Genomic DNA, 16,730 nt, shown 5'->3' with positions numbered 1-16,730 from the left:
TCTTCTATTGCGGGTAATGCCTGCTGGCATTTCAGGCAGCCCTCCTCATAAAAATAGTCAACTGCAATGGCAGATGTAGTATTTTGAGCACAGATACCTACATTCACAGCTGTTATTAATAAAAAAAGAGTAAGAGCAACCAATAGTGCCTGCTTAATGACATGCTGTGGATGCGCATGTGGATGCATCATATGAGGTCTCTGAGACTTTTTTTGTTGAGATATTGAAGATTTCCCCGGTATCTGTGGAAACATAACCTTCGATCACATAGATAGGCTTTATGCCGGCGCATGCGCAGGTTCTTTCCATTACCTCTACCTTCCATACGTCTTCTTCCGGTGTTATAGGTGTGCCGTACATATTCGGTATCTTTCCGTTAACAATGGTCGTTCTGTTAACCCTCCAATCCTGCACATGGAAATAAGTGTTATAGTAAGTAGAGGTATTGCTATCGTTCATCATGATTATTCGAGCTTGTATAGAGCTTATATTGTGATCATTTTCATGTTGCGATGATTGCTGGATAACTATTATACTGACTGCGACAAGTGTAAAGATAAATGCAGCCACGGCAATCATGGCAGGTAGTTGTGAGCTTTTCATAGTTGTAACCTAGGTGCATTCTTTAATAACATTTTGTTTTTAGCAGGCAATGCTTATGTTCCCACCACTTATTTAAGTGATGTTAACACAATACGTTGCAGTAACAGGAGCAGTGAAAATGAGCACGGATGTTATTACAGGAAAACACCAGAAGAAACTTAGGGTAGAGTTCTATAAGCCAGAGGATTGCAGGCAGGTGTATTCCATAGGTGCCGTGGGGGGCCATAGCCCGTATGATTTCAGAATAGGTTTTTACAATGATAATCCCAGGCCAGGGGCAGATGAGGATGGAGTACAGGTTATCCAGCGCAGGCTTGAGACCGAGGTAATTCTTTCACCCCTTGCAGCTCTTGAGCTGTCCAGGTGGCTAAACCATCATCTGAAAGAATATGAAGCTATGTTCGGTCCTATACCACGACCTAACAGAGCTGAAACGAAGGCCGAATCCCCGGCTGATAATAGCAGGGAGAATACTGAGATACAGGGTTACATCTGAGTTCATTTCAGAAGTAATCGCTATAATTAAATAGGATACAATACAGTTTTAACATCCTATGTCCTGCCTATATGATCGGCGGGTTTATCTTATCAATTAAGAAGTGAGGATTCCATTTGTTCCCGAATAAGAGAGTTCACAAACTGGTTGGATCGAGGGTCCAGGTTGAAATGAAAGGAGATCTACATCTTCTAGAGGGTTTGCTCAAAAGTGCGGATGACTACCTTAACCTTCACTTAGTAGATACTGTGGAGCTATCTAACGGCCAAAAGCTCAGGTCTCTGGGTTCTGTGGTCCTTCGCGGCAATAATATAATTCTTATTACGCCTGCAGAAGAATAAGATTATAAGGCAGGATCCTAATAGTAAGTGTGGGTTGCCATGGGAATAGAAGAAACAGCGCTAGAGGTAATCAGCAAGCATGAAGACGGTGTGTTCCAGAACCAGCTATGGAAAGAGCTGGACATAGACAGCCGCAAGTGTTCGAGGGTCATAGCAAAACTTTTAAAGGATGGTTTGATCACTCGTGAATCTGCGGTGGACAACGGAGCAAGAACTTTCTTGCTCAAGACTGCCCATAAGGAAGAACCCTGTTTTCAGCTGTTGCTGTCAGGAGAGATGTTCTCTCCTTGTGCAGGCTGCAGAGACGCATGCCAGCCGGAGTCTTGCGAAAGGCTTACCGCATGGGTAATAAACCTTCCACAGGAAGACGTTGACAAACAAGAGGCCAGTGCAACTGAGTGATGCTGGCCGAAAGGTTTAATAAGGTTATGTACTATTTTGGAGTCGCTCAACCAGCGCTATTCAATGTGCTCCGGTAGTGTAGTCCGGCCAATCATTCCGGCCTTTCGAGCCGAAGACTCGGGTTCGAATCCCGACCGGAGCACCATAAACTTTTTTATACTCTCAATAATGATCAATGTTTTTCATTCTGTTTTGACTTTAAGTACCTAGAGTTGACGGTCCTGATCAAACCTTTGTAGAGAATCTTCAAATTTCGGTTCATGCTTCCATACCAATTGGTTTTTCTTTGGATATTACCCATTCCGTGACCGCCACAAGAACCTCAAACCCATCAACTCCACCATATCCATAAAACCCACCAGACAACACCAATACTCCAATGAAACCCTTCATAGTCGAGACCTACCGTTGAATATAATCAAAAACCGTTTTTAAACAGCCTTTTGGAAACTGTCCCTTATTTGGCTAAGCAGGTTTTTTAATCATATCCTTACTTATATTCTGTAGGTGCGACAAGAAACTATACTACGAATTGCGCCACTACGCTACCTCTTCCATTTGAGGTAATCCTACTGTGACATGCATAAATGGTAACATTTATGTGTGGAGCTCACAGGACAATATCAAGAAATCAAGGAGCCTGACATTGATAATTGGTTAGGATAAGAATACTACGAAGAACGTAAAGTGAACCATCGTAAAAATCGTGAAATAAAATAAGCGAAAACAGGCTGCCACGCTTAAACCAAAAGGTACAGAATCAGGCTGTAATGGGTCTGCGGACATTATAGCAAATGGACAAATGATTCTCGGTTTATAGATGGCTTCTAAGGTATTCACATTATTCATGGTATGGAACTTGGTAAACCCTTTATGCTCCTTAAAAAAAATAAGGTAGAGACCCTGTGAAGGGAATTTATGGCATAGAGGGCAGAGGATTAAGCAAAAAGCGAATGTCACTCTGTAATGGAATGAATAGGGGTTCAAACTTTGCCCTAACCCGAAAGGGTGCAGACTTGCTTACATGGTGTTCTATTGTATGAAAGGAGGCAAACTTCTGAATGTAAGTCATTCAATGATATCCTCTCAGGATAAGAAGCTTACAGACGCTCAACTTCGCCAGAAATGGAAAACTATTGACTGGCACAAGGTAGAGAAGAGTGTTAATAAGTTGCAAACCAGGATTGCAAAAGCGGTCCTACAAAACAAATGGAACCTCGTCAAAAGATTGCAGCATCTTCTAACTCATTCCTATTCTGCCAAACTTCTGGCAGTAAGGCGAGTTACTCAAAACAAAGGAAAAAGGACATCTGGAATTGATGAAGAAATATGGATAACTCCGAGTTCCAAAATGAAGGCTGTCCTTAGTCTCACTGGTAAAGGATACAAAGCTAAACCCCTGAAACGAGTCTTCATTAATAAGCCAGGTAAGAACAAGAAACGTCCCTTAGGTATCCCTACAATGTATGACAGAGCTATTCAATTTTTATATGCATTAGCTCTTGAACCCATAGCCGAAACAACGTCTGACCTCCGATCCTTTGGTTTTAGAAAGCATCGAAGTACCAAGGACGCATGTCAACAAATCTTCCTGTGTCTAAGCAAGAAGAATTCAGCCCAATGGGTCTTGGAAGGCGATATCAAAGGATGCTTTGATAACATAAATCATCAGTGGTTGTTGACCAATATTCCGATTGACAAATCAATAGTATCTCAATTTCTTAAAGCAGGTTTTATTTACAAACGTCATCTGAATCCAACCAAAGCAGGTACGCCACAAGGTGGGCCTATTTCCCCAATTCTGGCAAATATGACATTAGACGGTATTGAGAAGCTACTTATGACTAATTACCCTAAATGTGGTAAGTCCTCAAAGGTTAACTTCACCCGATACGCTGATGATTTCATAGTTACTGCTAATTCAGAGGAAACTGCTCAAGAAATCAGGGACATGATTATTGATTTTCTTAAAGAACGAGGTCTTGAAGTATCTGATGATAAAACCCTTATCACAAACATTAATGAAGGCTTTGACTTCCTCGGCTGGAATTTCCGCAAATACAACGGCAAGCTTCTAATCAAACCTTCCAAAAAGTCCATCAAAAGGTTTACTGAAACAATCAGTCAAACCATAAGGAAAGGAATGGCATGGTCTCAAGATGTCCTAATTGCCAAACTGAACCCCATTGTAAGAGGTTGGACCAATTACCATAACTCAGTGGTCTCCTCTGAGGTATTCCAGATACTTGATCATCGAATCTGGGAAATGCTATGGAGATGGGCTAAAAGAAGACATCCAAACAAATCCAAAGATTGGATTGTCAATAAATACTGGAAGAGAAGCTCTTCAAGAAGATGGAATTTCAGAACAGAAATCAATGGTTTACAGCTTCCATCCAATACCAGAATATACAGACACATTCCTTTAAAGCTGCAAATGAATCCAGTTCTTGATAGGGACTATTTCCGTGAAAGACGAAACAAACTGAGTTCCCGGAATGGGCATTCCATTTGAAAAAAAAAGACTGCTGCCTGATACAGAAAAGGTTATAGAATGCTTGAGCCGTATGAAGGGAAACTTTCATGTACGGTTCTTAGAAGAGGGAGGGCGAGTAATCGCTCTTTCTTATTCAACAAAGACTATTAACTGATTGATAGTCAAACACAGAGGGGTATATCCCCATGAATCTGTGTTAGTCTACGGTTTTTTGAAATAACAGGATTTCTAAAAAGCCTAACTAAGGATTGTTTAAAAGCAGCGAGAGAATGAGAAAAAAGGCTGTATGATTGTGAATAAGGTAGCGATGAAACATTGGGGATAGTATTAATGCAAAATAAAATTGTAATTGATATTAACGACAGTAAAACTGACTTAGTTATTGATGACAGTGTAGTTAAAGAATGGATTGATACATACAAAGAATATAGCCCCATGCTCAGACCTAATCGAAAAACCGTAGCTGAGATCGTTGAATATATAAAATTAAACTATCCTGCAGAAGAAGATAAATCAGAAAAGTGTAAGTCAGTGGTTGTTAATAATATTACAATGAATGAGCCATTTGCAAAGAGAATTCCTTATGGAAATGATTTAGATCCAATTGTATTTTTCATAAAAAACGAAGGTCGTGCGAACGACTTATATCAAAAACAAGAGGGTATTTACAAAAATGTTCCTATAATGATTGGAATGGAAAGTGGAACAGGATTTGTTTATGTAGAAGGAAGTAAAGAATTATCCGATGAAATAACTGCATTTCAAGGACTTGATTCAGATGAACTTACTAATTTTTATCTTGTAGCGAATTATGTCCGTTGCCTGAAAAAGTACAATAGATTAAATGAAGTGCTTAATCATACAAAACATAACGAACTTTAGATAGTTCTATTGTATTTTTTATAAAGTGGGACTCGTGGAGGCATACTACCTGGATTATTCCAGGGGATTCAATCACAGGGATTTAGTAACTTATTGATGTTTATTGATGTGTATCAGGCAGGCTCTACTCATCTTGAAGAGTGGAAAAAGATATAGGCAGAAACAGTCCACATGCAAAGGGTTATCAGTGGAATAATGTTCGCTTGAAAGAACATGATTCTACAAAGCCCTTTGCTTTTTTTCTCAAAATGAACCTGTTTTAATTTCTCCTGCACGTTTGTAGGAAGCTATGATTACTCCGTTCGGGGAGTGTTTCAGGTCGTGCAAAGTAAAAGCAGCAGGAATAGTGCCTTCGGCAAACAAGCGCTTGCCTGTTCCAAGTGTGATAGGAAATATTTTGAGCCAGAGCTCATCAACAAGATCGTGTTTCAATAGCGTTTGAATGAGGTTCCCGCTGCCATGAACATGCAACTGCGGACCTTCTTGTGCCTTAAGTTTTTTTATTTCCTCTACAACATTGTCTTTCAATTGAATTGAATTACTCCACTCAAGCTGCATCGGAGAATGAGAGACTACATACTTCTTTGCTTTATTGAGTGCTTCTCCCTCGTCATTATGGTTCGGCCAGTATCCGGCAAATATTTCATATGTCTTTCTGCCAAGCAAAAGGTCAAATGGCCTGCTCATTTGCTCGGTCATTACCTTGCCAAGGAAGTCATCAAAGTAAGGAACTGCCCACCCGCCATATTTGAAACCGCCCGAGGTATCTTCCTCAGGCCCGCCCGGAGCCTGCATAACACTGTCAAGTGTTATAAAAGATAGAACAATGATTTTTCTCATAATGTTTCCTCCCCAGAATTCTAAAGTGCTTGATTTTTTATATTTATCAATTCCCATATACTTTTTTCGGCTCCGTAGAGCGCCGGTAATTTTTTAATCATGTATTGGAGTGCTTATTAATCTTCTTTATTTTGATATCTCTCTGTGATTTGAACATCTTTTGATTAACTAACGTTAGATCATTTGGACTTGTATTGAATTCCATACACTAACTCCACCATTTGCTTCAGTTACTTGTTTTTCTTTTTTCTCTCCTGTAATGCCCTTTTTGAGCTTTAACCAGAATCCCGCACAGCATCACTCCAACAAACCCAATGTGAAAAAGAGTAATTGTACGGTCTTGGAGATTTTTGAACTTCGCAAGTTAAATACAGTTCTCTTATCTATCTTAGATGTAAGAAAAACAAGGAGATTATACTATGGGACTTGTAGAGATCAAAAGTGTGACAGTGACAGCAAAAGGATAGATAACAATTCCCAGCGCATTCAGGGAAATCCATATGAAAGAGCATGATCAGGCAGCTATTCTTGTGTATGATGATAACATAGAAGTCCGTCCGCTGGAATATATCAAGGAAAAGTTGGGATGTGCTGTAGCATCACAGGACTCTTTAACTAAGATCTGGGATACTCCTGAAGAGGACGAGGCCTGGGAACACCTCCAGAAATATAAAAAGTGTGGACACTCACATCAAATCAATATTCTGTAGATGTCTTGAAATTTTGCCAATCACTTTTTTCCGGATCTTTCCGGTATTTTCTGGTCCGGCGTGACCCCATAGAATTTTGTCCTTGCTTTGCCCCAGATGCAGCCATTTTTGCCGCATATCTTCAGTTCCAGATTCTGTATAACTTTACAGATGCCATTACCAGCTCTTGCTCCTTTACAGATGATACAATACTTTTCACAGAATATCGGTGGTTTTTGATTGACTGTCATATTGCTACCCCCTGCAGGTAAAAATGATCTGAGAGAATTTCGACAAACCTCTGATTCCGGCTGATCGCATATAGTCTTTAAGACTCGGGTTAAATGTCAGGGGTTTATCGTGATTCTCCGCTTCTTTTCCACAATAAGAACTGTTCAATTTGTCAGCTTCAAACCTGCTGCTTTTGCTCTGCCCATTAGCTCAGCATTGCTTTTCACTGAACCAGGCTCGCTGTATCCTGCGGCTATGATCGTATCGATCGTTTCTACACCCATGAAACTCTTAATGTTCCCTGCGAACTCTTTAAATACCGCTGCATATATAGCAGCGTCAGGGGCCCCATGGGAACCAACCAGTACAGCTTTTTTCCCGGGTGCCACACGAGGAGAGAAATCCGGATTGATAAGCGAATAGCACCTGTCCAGGAATAATCGCATCTGGCCTGTGAACTGACTGAAATATATGGGAGAACCCAGGACAATTGAATCTGCTTTTGTGATCGAGTTCAAAACCTTGGTAAGATCATCCTGCAACTTGCATTTATCGTGTATCTTGCAATAGCCGCATCCCTGGCAGCCTTTAAACTCCAGTTCATTGAGGTAGAATATCTCGGTTTCGGCTCCTGCCTCTGCTGCTGACTCAAGGGTTTGTTTGACAAGTGTAGCTGTGTTTCCGTTCATGCGTGGGCTTCCGATAATACCTATTGCCTTCATGTGATCGCCTCTTAATTATGTTGAAAAGAACTACCCTTCGAGGGCATTCTTCTATCCTATTTATTCTAACTATATTTATATACCATACAATCATTCAGGATAGTAACTTCCCGATGTGATATAATGCAAAGTATAGAATGTGTTCAAAGCAGCAAAAGCCATTGTAATTGTCCTATCGAGGCGACGTTGAACGTTATCGGAGGCAAGTGGAAACCAATGATACTCTGCCTGCTGGCCAATGGTACTCTACGTTATAACAAGATCCAGCAGCTCATTCCCGAGGTATCTCCAAAGATGCTTACAAAACAGCTGAGAGAACTTGAAGATGATGGATTGATAGCAAGAAAAATGTACCCTGAGATCCCCCCGAAGGTCGAATATTCAATGACCGATTTTGGAAGGACCGTTCTTCCTGTCCTGAAAACACTTCTGCACTGGGGGGCAGAATATCTGGGGAAGAAGTGCGTTGCAACAATGCAAGTGGAAGAAATAATAGATCTACAATAAACTATCAAGTCCCTCATAAATGAACTTTGAGCCGATCAAAATTATAAAGAGCAGCACAAACATTCTGAACTGTTCTTGAGGGATCCTGTATACGATCCTTTTGCCAAGATATGACCCCATCATTGCGGTCAGGAAAAGTAATGGTACAAAATAATAATGGGTAGCCGGTAAGTATCCGCTTTCAAGATAGATAGGGATCCTGGTGATATCGACAGCAAGAGAAATTGCTGCCATTGTCGAGATGTAGATGGATCTTTCAAGTTTGAAAGATGAGAGAAATGCTCCTCTTAACGCCCCGCCTGTGCCGATCATGCCTGCGAAGAAACCTGACAGAATACCACCAATGATATTGTTTTTTAATGTTGGTCTCAAAGAGAGATCAGGCTTATACAGAAAGAGTACTCCATAAAGTCCGAGGAAGACACCAAGAATAAATATCAAGACTGGCTGGGATATGAAATTTATCAGCATTGCACCTATCATTGTAAAGATCACACTTGGCAAGCCAAACCTGATCAGCAGATCCTTGTCTAAACCGTACCTGAAGAAAGTGATCCTGCCCATGTTCCCCGAGGCGTGGAATATTGCTACAAGTATCAGTGCAGTCTTGAAGTCGAAGAAGAACAGAGCTATGGGAAGAAAGATAGTAGATGAGCCGAATCCCGCCATCGTTCCAGTGATCTCTGCAAATAGAGCTAACACAAAGAAGAGTACGTCCAAATGGATCATTTAATACTTAATTATAGGGAAAGTGCAAAAAGGTTCTGAACAACTATTTCTGAGTTATTTGAAGGATCATATCGATCGAAACATGATGTATATGGTCAAAAAACAAGTGTAATAAAGATATGAAGATTCTGATTAACCCGTGAATTTGAGTTTTAGATACTTCCGATTAAAATACATCATCCTGATCCACTAAAGCATGATCTTATAGATGTAGTAACAACACGGTTAATTTCAAATAAACGGTTTTCAGCTGTAATTAAGTCTTTATGTACAGCTTCTTTTAAATAAAAAATCTAGTTTAATAAATCCCATGAAATAAAAAAGGCGCATGGGAAAAATGTTTATATAGAATCCAGTACAAAACTTTCGCATTAATAGAGTGGGGACTCAGATCTTTAACATAAGGGGCGAGCGATCGGGCGATGATAACTCCTTCTAATTAGTGTTAACTGTTCATATTTTGAAAGATGGGGTGGTTAGTTGATCTTGTGTGAATGTGGGAAGTTCATAGAGGGTGCTATATTTAAAGATTATATTAAAACATCTTTAAATCCATCTACAGGGACCATAGGTCATAGTAACTGCGGACTGATATTCAATTTCGTTGACGGAAAAAGGCAAAAGAGATATTCTTCCAGAAAAGAGCTTAAAGTGCTGGCAGCGAAGTTTGCACAGAATAATCTGCCAGTTGAAAATACTGCCCAGTTCCTGCTTGAAGTAGAGAGGTTCAAGTCGCAGGGTAAACTGCAGGATATTGAAATTTTGATAAATGCTTATCATGAAGTTCTGCAGAGAATGTTGTGAGACAGGATAAAGGTACATTATCATGATACCTTATGCCGACAACCTTGAGCATCTGCTGGATGAGCTTTCAAGGATCGACCAGCTTATTAGGATCCACCTTGAAAGAGTGCTGACAGCTGATCCCGCTCCTATGGATGAATTCATGGGTCTCTGTATCTCAGAGGCTGAAATACAAACTATTTATAAATTACCGCGTTTTCTGGGCATTTTTGAACCGTTGCCGAATGAAATAAAGGAAGAACTTGAAGCAGTGCGAAAAGATCGTAATGCTAAAATTGACGAAAGCCTGAAGAAAGGGACACAACTGCGACTTCAAAAACTCATTGAACTGTTCGGCCTGGACCCATTCGAAACCGATGTGCTTTTGATCTGCCTTGCACCGGAGCTGGATCTGAAATACGAAAGAATATACGCCTATCTTCAGAATGACGTGACCCGAAAACGGCCCAGCGTCGATCTGATCATGAATCTGCTCTGCCCGACGATCGAAGCAAAATTAAGGTCCAGAACATATTTCTCTCCAGCTTCATCCCTGCTTAAATACGATCTGATCTGTCTCACAGGAAATAGACAGCATGACCAGTTATCTCTTATATCCAGCCTCATCAACGTTGATGAGAGAATAATCGGTTTTTTACTGGGATTTGACGAGCCTGCTATAGAAGTTAGAAATTTTTCAAACTTAGTTAAGCCTGAGTGCTCTTTTGATGACCTGATCCTTTCAGGCGATCTCAAAAGCAGTTTAAAGGACATGATAAACTGGTATATCCAGAGCAGATCTTCCTTGAAATTTTTGTTCTCAGGAGTAAAGGGCAATGGAAAAAAGAGTACATCAAAGGCTGCCTGCAGGGAAGTAGGTACAGATATGCTTGTAGCTGATACAAAAGCCCTGCTCAAAGACGGTCCATCCCAATTTCCCAAAATTACAAAACTCCTATTAAGAGAAGCCCTTCTGCAAAATTCAGCATTGTATCTCGAGGACTTCGATGCTTTGTTTGAAGATGAGTTATCTCTGACTTCCAGAGAATTCGGGATCCATATCAAATCTCTTATCCAGGATTTGAAAGCTTTTCCCAACGGGGTGTTCTTATCTGTAAAGAGACCACTGCTGCTCAATGAAGGATTGAAAGAAGATCTCATGAACAATGGGTTTATACATTTTTCCTTTCCCTTACCTTCATATCCGCTGCGTAAACAGTTATGGGGAGCTTGTTTACAAGGTTACGACGTGGCCGACGAAGTCGATTTGAATGTTCTTGCAAGTAAGTTCGAGTTCAATGGTGGTCAAATAAAGGATGCTGCCAGCACAGCATATACTTTCGCGAAGTTAAAGGCCCCTTCAAGTCCCATCTTATCAATGAAAGACCTTTATGAGGGGTGCCGGCTCCAGTCCAATCAGAAATTAAACTCCCTTGCCCTAAAGATCGATCCACATTATATATGGGAAGATCTCGTTCTTCCAAAAGATATAAAAGAGCAGTTAAAAGAAGTTTGTGGCTTCATCAGGTACAGGGGAAAAGTATACTCCGACTGGGGTTTTGAAAAGAAACTATCCCTAGGAAAGGGATTGAATGTTCTTTTTTCAGGGCCATCCGGGACTGGGAAGACCATGGCTGCACAGATCGTTGCAAATGCGGTGGATCTGGAGCTATATAAGATCGATCTGTCAAATGTGGTCAGCAAGTATATCGGGGAGACAGAAAAAAACCTTGAAAAGATTTTCGATGAAGCAAAAACAAGCAATGTAATCCTCTTTTTTGATGAGGCGGATGCGCTTTTTGGAAAGAGATCAGAAATAAAGGATGCTCATGACCGTTATGCCAACATTGAGATCGCTTATCTGCTGCAGAAAATGGAGGAACATGCAGGCACGGTAATCCTTGCAAGCAATTTCCGGAAAAATATAGATGATGCATTCCTGCGCAGGCTACATTTCACTATAGAATTTCCACTTCCCGATGAAAGGTCCAGGGAAATTATCTGGATGACCACATTTCCGGCTGAAACTCCCCTTGGAGATGATGTGGACTTCGGTTTCCTGTCAAAGTTCAAGTTCACTGGGGGAAATATAAAAAATATAGCTCTTGCCGCTTCTTTTCTGGCTGCAGAGGGTTCAGACATCGTGAAAATGGAACATCTGATCAAAGCTACAAAAAGGGAACTACAAAAGATCGGGAAGCTTTTTACTGAAGCTGATTTCGGAGAGTATTCCGGGTGGATCAAGCAATCAGGAGAACAGGATCATGTCTGATTACAGAGCGATAGCCGATGTCGGAGAAACGTTGATTGGATTATTAAGGGATAAAATGGAAGATCTGATCCCGACAGATTCGATAATACTGGCTTCTCCCGGAGAGATCGATGCCAAAGATAATGTTCGCCTGTCTCTGTTCTTATACCAGGTACTTGAAAATGCCCATTTAAAGAACCAGGAGATACAGGTGACAGATCCCACAAAGGTCACGTTCCCGCCACAAATCCTTGAATTATATTACATGCTGACATCTCATGTATCTTCCGGGGAACAAGATAAAACTGAAAAGGCATTGGAAGAACATAGAGTCTTGGGGAGAGCTCTGCAGGTTCTGCACGATAATTCTGTTCTGAGTGGATCGCTTTTGAAGGGAAACCTTGACAAAAGCGATGAATTACACATAACACTGACGCTCCCCAGTCTGGACGACCTTACCAAGATCTGGACCACCTTTGCGGGCAGGCCCTTCAAGTCTTCTGTTTGCTACGTGGTAACTCCGGTAAGGATCGATTCAGCCCGTGAGATGAGTGTTCAGAGAGTGATATCCAAAGAGATGGATTACATGCAAACGGTGAAGAAGAAAGAAGGATGATGACATGGTTTTTTCCACACCTTATGAGACCGGTCAGTATGTTGCATATCCGGCAGATATGCTAACGACCAGGATTTCTTTTGCAGTCAAGCTGATCGACGATTTTACAAAAAGCAAACCTATTGGCAGCATTCGGGTAGAAATAAAGGAAATAAAGAAAAAAGCCATAACAAATCCCAGCGGATATTATCTTTTCACAGACCTTAAAGCTGGGAACCATACTGTGAGCATTGACTCTGATCTTTATTTCCCACAGGAACTAACTGTTGATATTTCATCTTTTCCAGATATGAAGAATCCGGTAAGTGAGGTCGTTCTTACACCGAGAACTGTTTACCCTTTCCCCCAAAATGCGACACTTATAAGGGGTGTTGTCAGAGATGCAGCAAATGCACCAGTAAAAGGTGTGCAGTTGAGGGTAATAGGCAGAGATATGGAAACCATAAGCGATGAGAAAGGATGTTTTGTCTTGTATTTGAGGGGCATTGAAAATGAAGAGGAGGTAATCATTGAGAGTAAAAAAAATGGGAATACCAGAACAATTAACGTTGCTGCAAAAGAGTTCCAAACAGTTTCAGCGGGGTTTATCTCTCTTCCCTGATGAAGTACCTGATCCAGATATTCTGGAATAGGAATTTCGAACTATAATTCATAATTGTTTTTGTTTTCATGATAACATTTTGATTAGTTGCAGGTCAGAAAAAATATTTCAATAACACTATAAATAGATAAGGAGGAGAACATCATTCCAGAGTATTTAACACCGGGAGTCTATATAGAAGAGTTTGAGATTGGTGCCAGGCCGATCGAGGGTGTGAGCACAAGTACAGTGGGTTTCCTTGGACTTACCGAACGCGGTCCCACGATCCCGCCTAAACTGGTCACAAGCTGGACCCAGTTCATGAGGGTATACGGCGGTTATACCGAAGATTCCTACCTTCCATATTCAGTGGAAGGTTTTTTCACCAATGGAGGTAAACGCTGCTACATTGCACGGGTTGTCCGACGGGGAGATGAAGATACCGCAGGAGCAAAATCTGCTGCTTTGACCAAGGGAGAAGTGACTTTCAAGGCCGTTGGAGAAGGGGCCTGGGGCAACAGGGTTGCTGTAAGGATCGGGAACTCTTCGATCGACCCTGAAAATGATGAGCCTGCCGGAAAACGATCTTTTAAGCTGACAATAGCGTACTGGAAAAAAGTGAGTTTCCCGGAAAAGTTTAATGTTCCCGACACGGAAAAAGACAGGAAATTAAGGGAACTGCTTGAAAGAGCGGACTATGTGGAGACTTTTGACAACCTTTCTGAAGATGTAACATCACCGGACTTTTTCATAAAAAAGCTAGGAGATCCACTGAACGATCTTTCAAATCTCGTGGTCCTGGAAGGTTCAGGCAGGCCTTCAAACACGGGAACCAGTGTTTTTTTCGAGGCTCTGGCAAATGGGCTTGATGCAGAAGAAACCACACCACCAGTACCATTAAGCAGGCGCGACTTCCTTGGAGATCCTGCAGCAGTGCCGGGAACAAAAAACGGGCTTACTGCCTTAGGTGATATTGACGAAATATCTGTCCTATGTGCTCCGGATCTGCATCAGTTTTCTTCGGAAACGGAAAGGCAGACATTCATAAGCGATCTTCTCACCCAATGTGAAACTCTCAAAGACAGATTTGCTATCCTTGAGGTTGGGAAAGACAAGTCCAATGTTTCAGGTCTGACAATTACAAGTACAGCCGGCAGACAATCCAAGTACGGGGCTATCTACTATCCATGGTTAAAGGTGTACGATCCCCTGAGCCGGCAGATCAAGCAGATCCCACCGGGCGGGCATGTTGCCGGGATCTATGCCCGCAGCGATACCGAGCGCGGAGTGCATAAGGCTCCTGCAAATGAGGTGGTAAGGGGAGCAGTGGGGCTTGAATTCAGTCTCAGCAAAGAAGAACAGGGCATCCTGAACCCCAGAGGGATCAATGTGATCCGTAATTTCACGGATAGGGGAATTCTCGTGTGGGGCGCCAGGAATATCGTTCTTGATCCTCTCTGGAAATACATCAATGTCCGCCGTCTTTTCATCTACATTGAAGAGTCCATTGAAAAAGGTACTCAATGGGTAGTTTTCGAGCCGAACAACGAAAGGCTCTGGGCAAGGGTAAGGGCGACCATCACCCAATTCCTGACAACGGTCTGGAAGGATGGAGCTTTGATGGGTACAAAACCCGAAGAGGCGTTCTTTGTAAAATGCGACAGGACGACCATGACCCAGGACGATATTGATAATGGCAGGTTGATCTGTGTGATCGGCATAGCTCCTGTAAAACCTGCAGAATTCGTGATATTCCGTATAGCCCAGTGGGCAGGAGGAAGTGCGGCTACGGAATAAACGGCAGTTGCATTCCTGAAAGACAGAATGATCATCGGAGGAATTAATAATGGTAAGACAGGACCCATACAGACAGTTCAGGTTCAGGGTTGAGATCGATGGAATTACACAGGCGGGTTTTAGCGAGTGCACTTTTGCAGATACCACCACCGACCCCGTTGAATATAGAGAAGGGGACGAAATACCCGTATTTCGTAAACTATCAGGTTTAACCAAATACGGGAACATCACCCTAAAATGGGGGATCACAGATTCCATGGATCTTTACAATTGGAGGCAGCAGGTCATAGATGCAGGTGCGCAGGAGGCAAGGAGAAATATGTCCATTACACTTATCGACGAGGCTGGAAGCGATAAGGCCCGGTGGAACATTGTAAGAGCATGGCCAAGCAAATATGACCCGGTGGACTTCAGTGCCAAGGGTAATGAAGTTGCCATCGAGACGCTGGAAATAGTGCATGAAGGCTTTAAGAGAGTTTCCTGATAATGCGGAGGCAGGTCAGTGACATTCCAGACAGAATTTGAATTTACCTTACCCCGGGGATATGTGGACAAGGATGGAACTCTGCATAGAAATGGTATCATGCGCCTGGCCACTGCTGCAGATGAGATACTTCCTTTAAAGGATCCGAAGGTACAGTCAAATCCAGCTTATCTTACTGTGATCCTGCTTTCAAGGGTGATCACAAAACTTGGAAATCTGGAGAATATCAGCACGAATACGATAGAGAACCTTTTTGCTTCGGACCTTGCCTACCTGCAGGACTTCTATAGCAGAATTAACGAAGACGGAACAGCTAAATTAAGGACCACATGTCCGAAATGCGGAGAGCAATTCGATATTGGGAGTGAGTATTTGGGGGAATGAGGGGCTACCCCCTAGAAAGGATATACGAGGAGGTAGCCTTTATTGCATACCACTTCCACTGGTCCCTTGAAGAGATAATCAATATGGAACACAGGGATCGACATAAATGGTGTGATGAGATTTCCAGGATCAATCGGCGCTTGAGTGAAGAGAAACAACGGAGTATCCTTGAGGTTGAATAAGTTATATTGAATTTTTTAGATATAAGGGGGGAAAATGGTGGGTACTGCAGGAAAACCTGATCCATTCATGTCTTTTCGGTTTCGTGTAGAGATCGATGGGATCACATTTGCCCAGATGTCAGAGGTTACGGGGCTCCAGATAGAAACTGAGATCGAATCGTATGAGGAAGGAGGTGTCAACGATTTTGTGCATCAGCTTCCTAAAAGGACAAAGTATCAGCACATCATATTCAAGCGGGGGATCACCGAACTCGACCAGATGTGGCAGTGGTATCAGGATGTGATCAACGGAAAATTCGAAAGAAAGTCGGGAGCTATTATTTTAATAGATGCTACCGGGGAAGATAAATGGCGCTGGAATTTTTCAGCTGCATACCCGGTTAAATGGAGCGGCCCCGATCTTAAGGCTGACAGCAATACAATTGCATTTGAGACAATTGAACTGGCTCATCATGGGATCAAGAAGGATAGTTGACGGATGGATATAAAATGCTTACTTTATCTGATCCAGAGTTCCATACAAGAATTATGCATAAACACAGGGTAGGAAAAAGAAGGTATATTGTTTTTCCAGGACTTTTTTATAGTCAAATTCCCCGATGGCTCATCACCTTTCAAAGTAAAATGTATGTGACGGTCCGGGCATTAAGGCAAATGTTCCAGGATATTGTCCATAAGCCTGTTCCAGGAGCTTCAACATTCAAGGATAACAGA

The 16,730-nt window shown here is 41.9% G+C and carries 22 protein-coding genes and 1 tRNA gene; 17 read left to right on the top strand and 6 right to left on the bottom strand.

Annotated features, from left to right (window positions below):
* Positions 1-153 precede the first annotated feature (153 nt).
* Positions 154-603 (bottom strand): hypothetical protein, encoded by a 450-nt coding sequence (locus tag ACCM36_RS09575; protein WP_370573533.1) that lies wholly within the window; start codon positions 601-603, stop codon positions 154-156.
* Between the two features lie 118 nt (positions 604-721).
* Here ACCM36_RS09575 and ACCM36_RS09570 point away from each other — a divergent pair, with 118 nt between their 5' ends.
* The 4 genes from ACCM36_RS09570 to ACCM36_RS09555 all read left to right on the top strand — a co-directional run bounded on the left by ACCM36_RS09570 (position 722) and on the right by ACCM36_RS09555 (position 1,987).
* Positions 722-1,099 (top strand): DUF3467 domain-containing protein, encoded by a 378-nt coding sequence (locus tag ACCM36_RS09570; RefSeq protein ID WP_370573532.1) that lies wholly within the window; start codon positions 722-724, stop codon positions 1,097-1,099.
* Positions 1,100-1,215: 116 nt separating this feature from the next.
* Positions 1,216-1,440 (top strand): LSM domain-containing protein, encoded by a 225-nt coding sequence (locus ACCM36_RS09565; protein WP_370573531.1) that lies wholly within the window; start codon positions 1,216-1,218, stop codon positions 1,438-1,440.
* A gap of 39 nt (positions 1,441-1,479) precedes the next feature.
* Positions 1,480-1,842, top strand: a complete 363-nt coding sequence (locus tag ACCM36_RS09560; RefSeq protein WP_370573530.1) for a helix-turn-helix transcriptional regulator — start codon at positions 1,480-1,482, stop codon at positions 1,840-1,842.
* A 67-nt stretch (positions 1,843-1,909) separates the two neighbouring features.
* A tRNA-Glu gene (locus ACCM36_RS09555) sits at positions 1,910-1,987 on the top strand.
* Positions 1,988-2,100: 113 nt separating this feature from the next.
* Here the strand turns inward: ACCM36_RS09555 and ACCM36_RS09550 are convergent.
* On the bottom strand, positions 2,101-2,235 hold the full coding sequence (locus tag ACCM36_RS09550; RefSeq protein ID WP_370573529.1) for a hypothetical protein: 135 nt from the start codon (positions 2,233-2,235) through the stop codon (positions 2,101-2,103).
* A gap of 646 nt (positions 2,236-2,881) precedes the next feature.
* Here ACCM36_RS09550 and ltrA point away from each other — a divergent pair.
* Together ltrA and ACCM36_RS09540 are read left to right on the top strand one after the other, a co-directional pair.
* Entirely contained in the window at positions 2,882-4,357 is a 1,476-nt protein-coding gene (gene ltrA / locus ACCM36_RS09545) for a group II intron reverse transcriptase/maturase (protein WP_370573528.1), read from the top strand.
* Between the two features lie 312 nt (positions 4,358-4,669).
* On the top strand, positions 4,670-5,221 hold the full coding sequence (locus ACCM36_RS09540) for a hypothetical protein (protein WP_370573527.1): 552 nt from the start codon (positions 4,670-4,672) through the stop codon (positions 5,219-5,221).
* 243 nt (positions 5,222-5,464) lie between these two features.
* Here the strand turns inward: ACCM36_RS09540 and ACCM36_RS09535 are convergent, their stop codons facing one another.
* Positions 5,465-6,061: a dihydrofolate reductase family protein gene (locus ACCM36_RS09535; RefSeq protein WP_370573526.1), complete on the bottom strand. Its 597-nt coding sequence runs from the start codon at positions 6,059-6,061 to the stop codon at positions 5,465-5,467.
* A 500-nt stretch (positions 6,062-6,561) separates the two neighbouring features.
* On the opposite strand from ACCM36_RS09535, the gene ACCM36_RS09530 reads away from it, so the two are divergent.
* Entirely contained in the window at positions 6,562-6,771 is a 210-nt protein-coding gene (locus ACCM36_RS09530) for a hypothetical protein (RefSeq protein WP_370573525.1), read from the top strand.
* A gap of 20 nt (positions 6,772-6,791) precedes the next feature.
* On the opposite strand, the gene ACCM36_RS09525 is transcribed toward ACCM36_RS09530, so the two are convergent.
* Together ACCM36_RS09525 and ACCM36_RS09520 are read right to left on the bottom strand one after the other, a co-directional pair.
* Positions 6,792-7,001, bottom strand: coding sequence for a hypothetical protein (locus ACCM36_RS09525; protein WP_370573524.1), 210 nt, complete (start codon positions 6,999-7,001; stop codon positions 6,792-6,794).
* Positions 7,002-7,145: 144 nt separating this feature from the next.
* Positions 7,146-7,703: a flavodoxin family protein gene (locus ACCM36_RS09520; RefSeq protein ID WP_370573523.1), complete on the bottom strand. Its 558-nt coding sequence runs from the start codon at positions 7,701-7,703 to the stop codon at positions 7,146-7,148.
* Between the two features lie 123 nt (positions 7,704-7,826).
* On the opposite strand from ACCM36_RS09520, the gene ACCM36_RS09515 reads away from it, so the two are divergent.
* Positions 7,827-8,210, top strand: coding sequence for a winged helix-turn-helix transcriptional regulator (locus ACCM36_RS09515; RefSeq protein ID WP_370573522.1), 384 nt, complete (start codon positions 7,827-7,829; stop codon positions 8,208-8,210).
* On the opposite strand, the gene ACCM36_RS09510 is transcribed toward ACCM36_RS09515, so the two are convergent.
* Positions 8,202-8,939: a sulfite exporter TauE/SafE family protein gene (locus tag ACCM36_RS09510; RefSeq protein ID WP_370573521.1), complete on the bottom strand. Its 738-nt coding sequence runs from the start codon at positions 8,937-8,939 to the stop codon at positions 8,202-8,204. The two genes, ACCM36_RS09515 and ACCM36_RS09510, sit on opposite strands and share 9 nt — an antisense overlap.
* A gap of 480 nt (positions 8,940-9,419) precedes the next feature.
* Between ACCM36_RS09510 and ACCM36_RS09505 the strand changes: the two genes are divergently transcribed.
* From ACCM36_RS09505 to ACCM36_RS09465, 9 genes are all read left to right on the top strand, one after another.
* Positions 9,420-9,743 carry a hypothetical protein gene (locus ACCM36_RS09505; RefSeq protein WP_370573519.1) on the top strand — a complete coding sequence of 108 codons (324 nt, stop codon included), beginning with the start codon at positions 9,420-9,422 and terminating at the stop codon, positions 9,741-9,743.
* 22 nt (positions 9,744-9,765) lie between these two features.
* Positions 9,766-11,994 carry an AAA family ATPase gene (locus ACCM36_RS09500; RefSeq protein WP_370573518.1) on the top strand — a complete coding sequence of 743 codons (2,229 nt, stop codon included), beginning with the start codon at positions 9,766-9,768 and terminating at the stop codon, positions 11,992-11,994.
* Complete coding sequence (locus tag ACCM36_RS09495; RefSeq protein WP_370573517.1) at positions 11,987-12,589, top strand: DUF4255 domain-containing protein; 603 nt, start codon at positions 11,987-11,989, stop codon at positions 12,587-12,589. Before ACCM36_RS09500 ends, ACCM36_RS09495 begins: the two co-directional genes overlap by 8 nt.
* 4 nt (positions 12,590-12,593) lie before the next feature.
* On the top strand, positions 12,594-13,190 hold the full coding sequence (locus tag ACCM36_RS09490) for a hypothetical protein (RefSeq protein ID WP_370573516.1): 597 nt from the start codon (positions 12,594-12,596) through the stop codon (positions 13,188-13,190).
* A gap of 213 nt (positions 13,191-13,403) precedes the next feature.
* Positions 13,404-14,966 carry a phage tail sheath family protein gene (locus ACCM36_RS09485; protein ID WP_370573515.1) on the top strand — a complete coding sequence of 521 codons (1,563 nt, stop codon included), beginning with the start codon at positions 13,404-13,406 and terminating at the stop codon, positions 14,964-14,966.
* Between the two features lie 49 nt (positions 14,967-15,015).
* A complete protein-coding gene (locus ACCM36_RS09480; protein WP_370573514.1) occupies positions 15,016-15,450 on the top strand; it encodes a phage tail protein in 435 nt (144 codons plus the stop codon).
* A gap of 18 nt (positions 15,451-15,468) precedes the next feature.
* On the top strand, positions 15,469-15,834 hold the full coding sequence (locus ACCM36_RS09475; RefSeq protein ID WP_370573513.1) for a phage tail assembly protein: 366 nt from the start codon (positions 15,469-15,471) through the stop codon (positions 15,832-15,834).
* On the top strand, positions 15,831-16,016 hold the full coding sequence (locus tag ACCM36_RS09470; protein ID WP_370573512.1) for a DUF6760 family protein: 186 nt from the start codon (positions 15,831-15,833) through the stop codon (positions 16,014-16,016). Before ACCM36_RS09475 ends, ACCM36_RS09470 begins: the two co-directional genes overlap by 4 nt.
* A gap of 34 nt (positions 16,017-16,050) precedes the next feature.
* A complete protein-coding gene (locus ACCM36_RS09465) occupies positions 16,051-16,491 on the top strand; it encodes a phage tail protein (RefSeq protein WP_370573511.1) in 441 nt (146 codons plus the stop codon).
* Positions 16,492-16,730: the final 239 nt, after the last annotated feature.

The organism is Methanomethylovorans sp., assembly GCF_041305605.1.
Lineage (GTDB): Archaea > Halobacteriota > Methanosarcinia > Methanosarcinales > Methanosarcinaceae > Methanomethylovorans.
The sequence above is the reverse complement of the archived record's forward strand: the minus strand, read 5'-3'. Positions and strand labels throughout refer to the sequence as shown.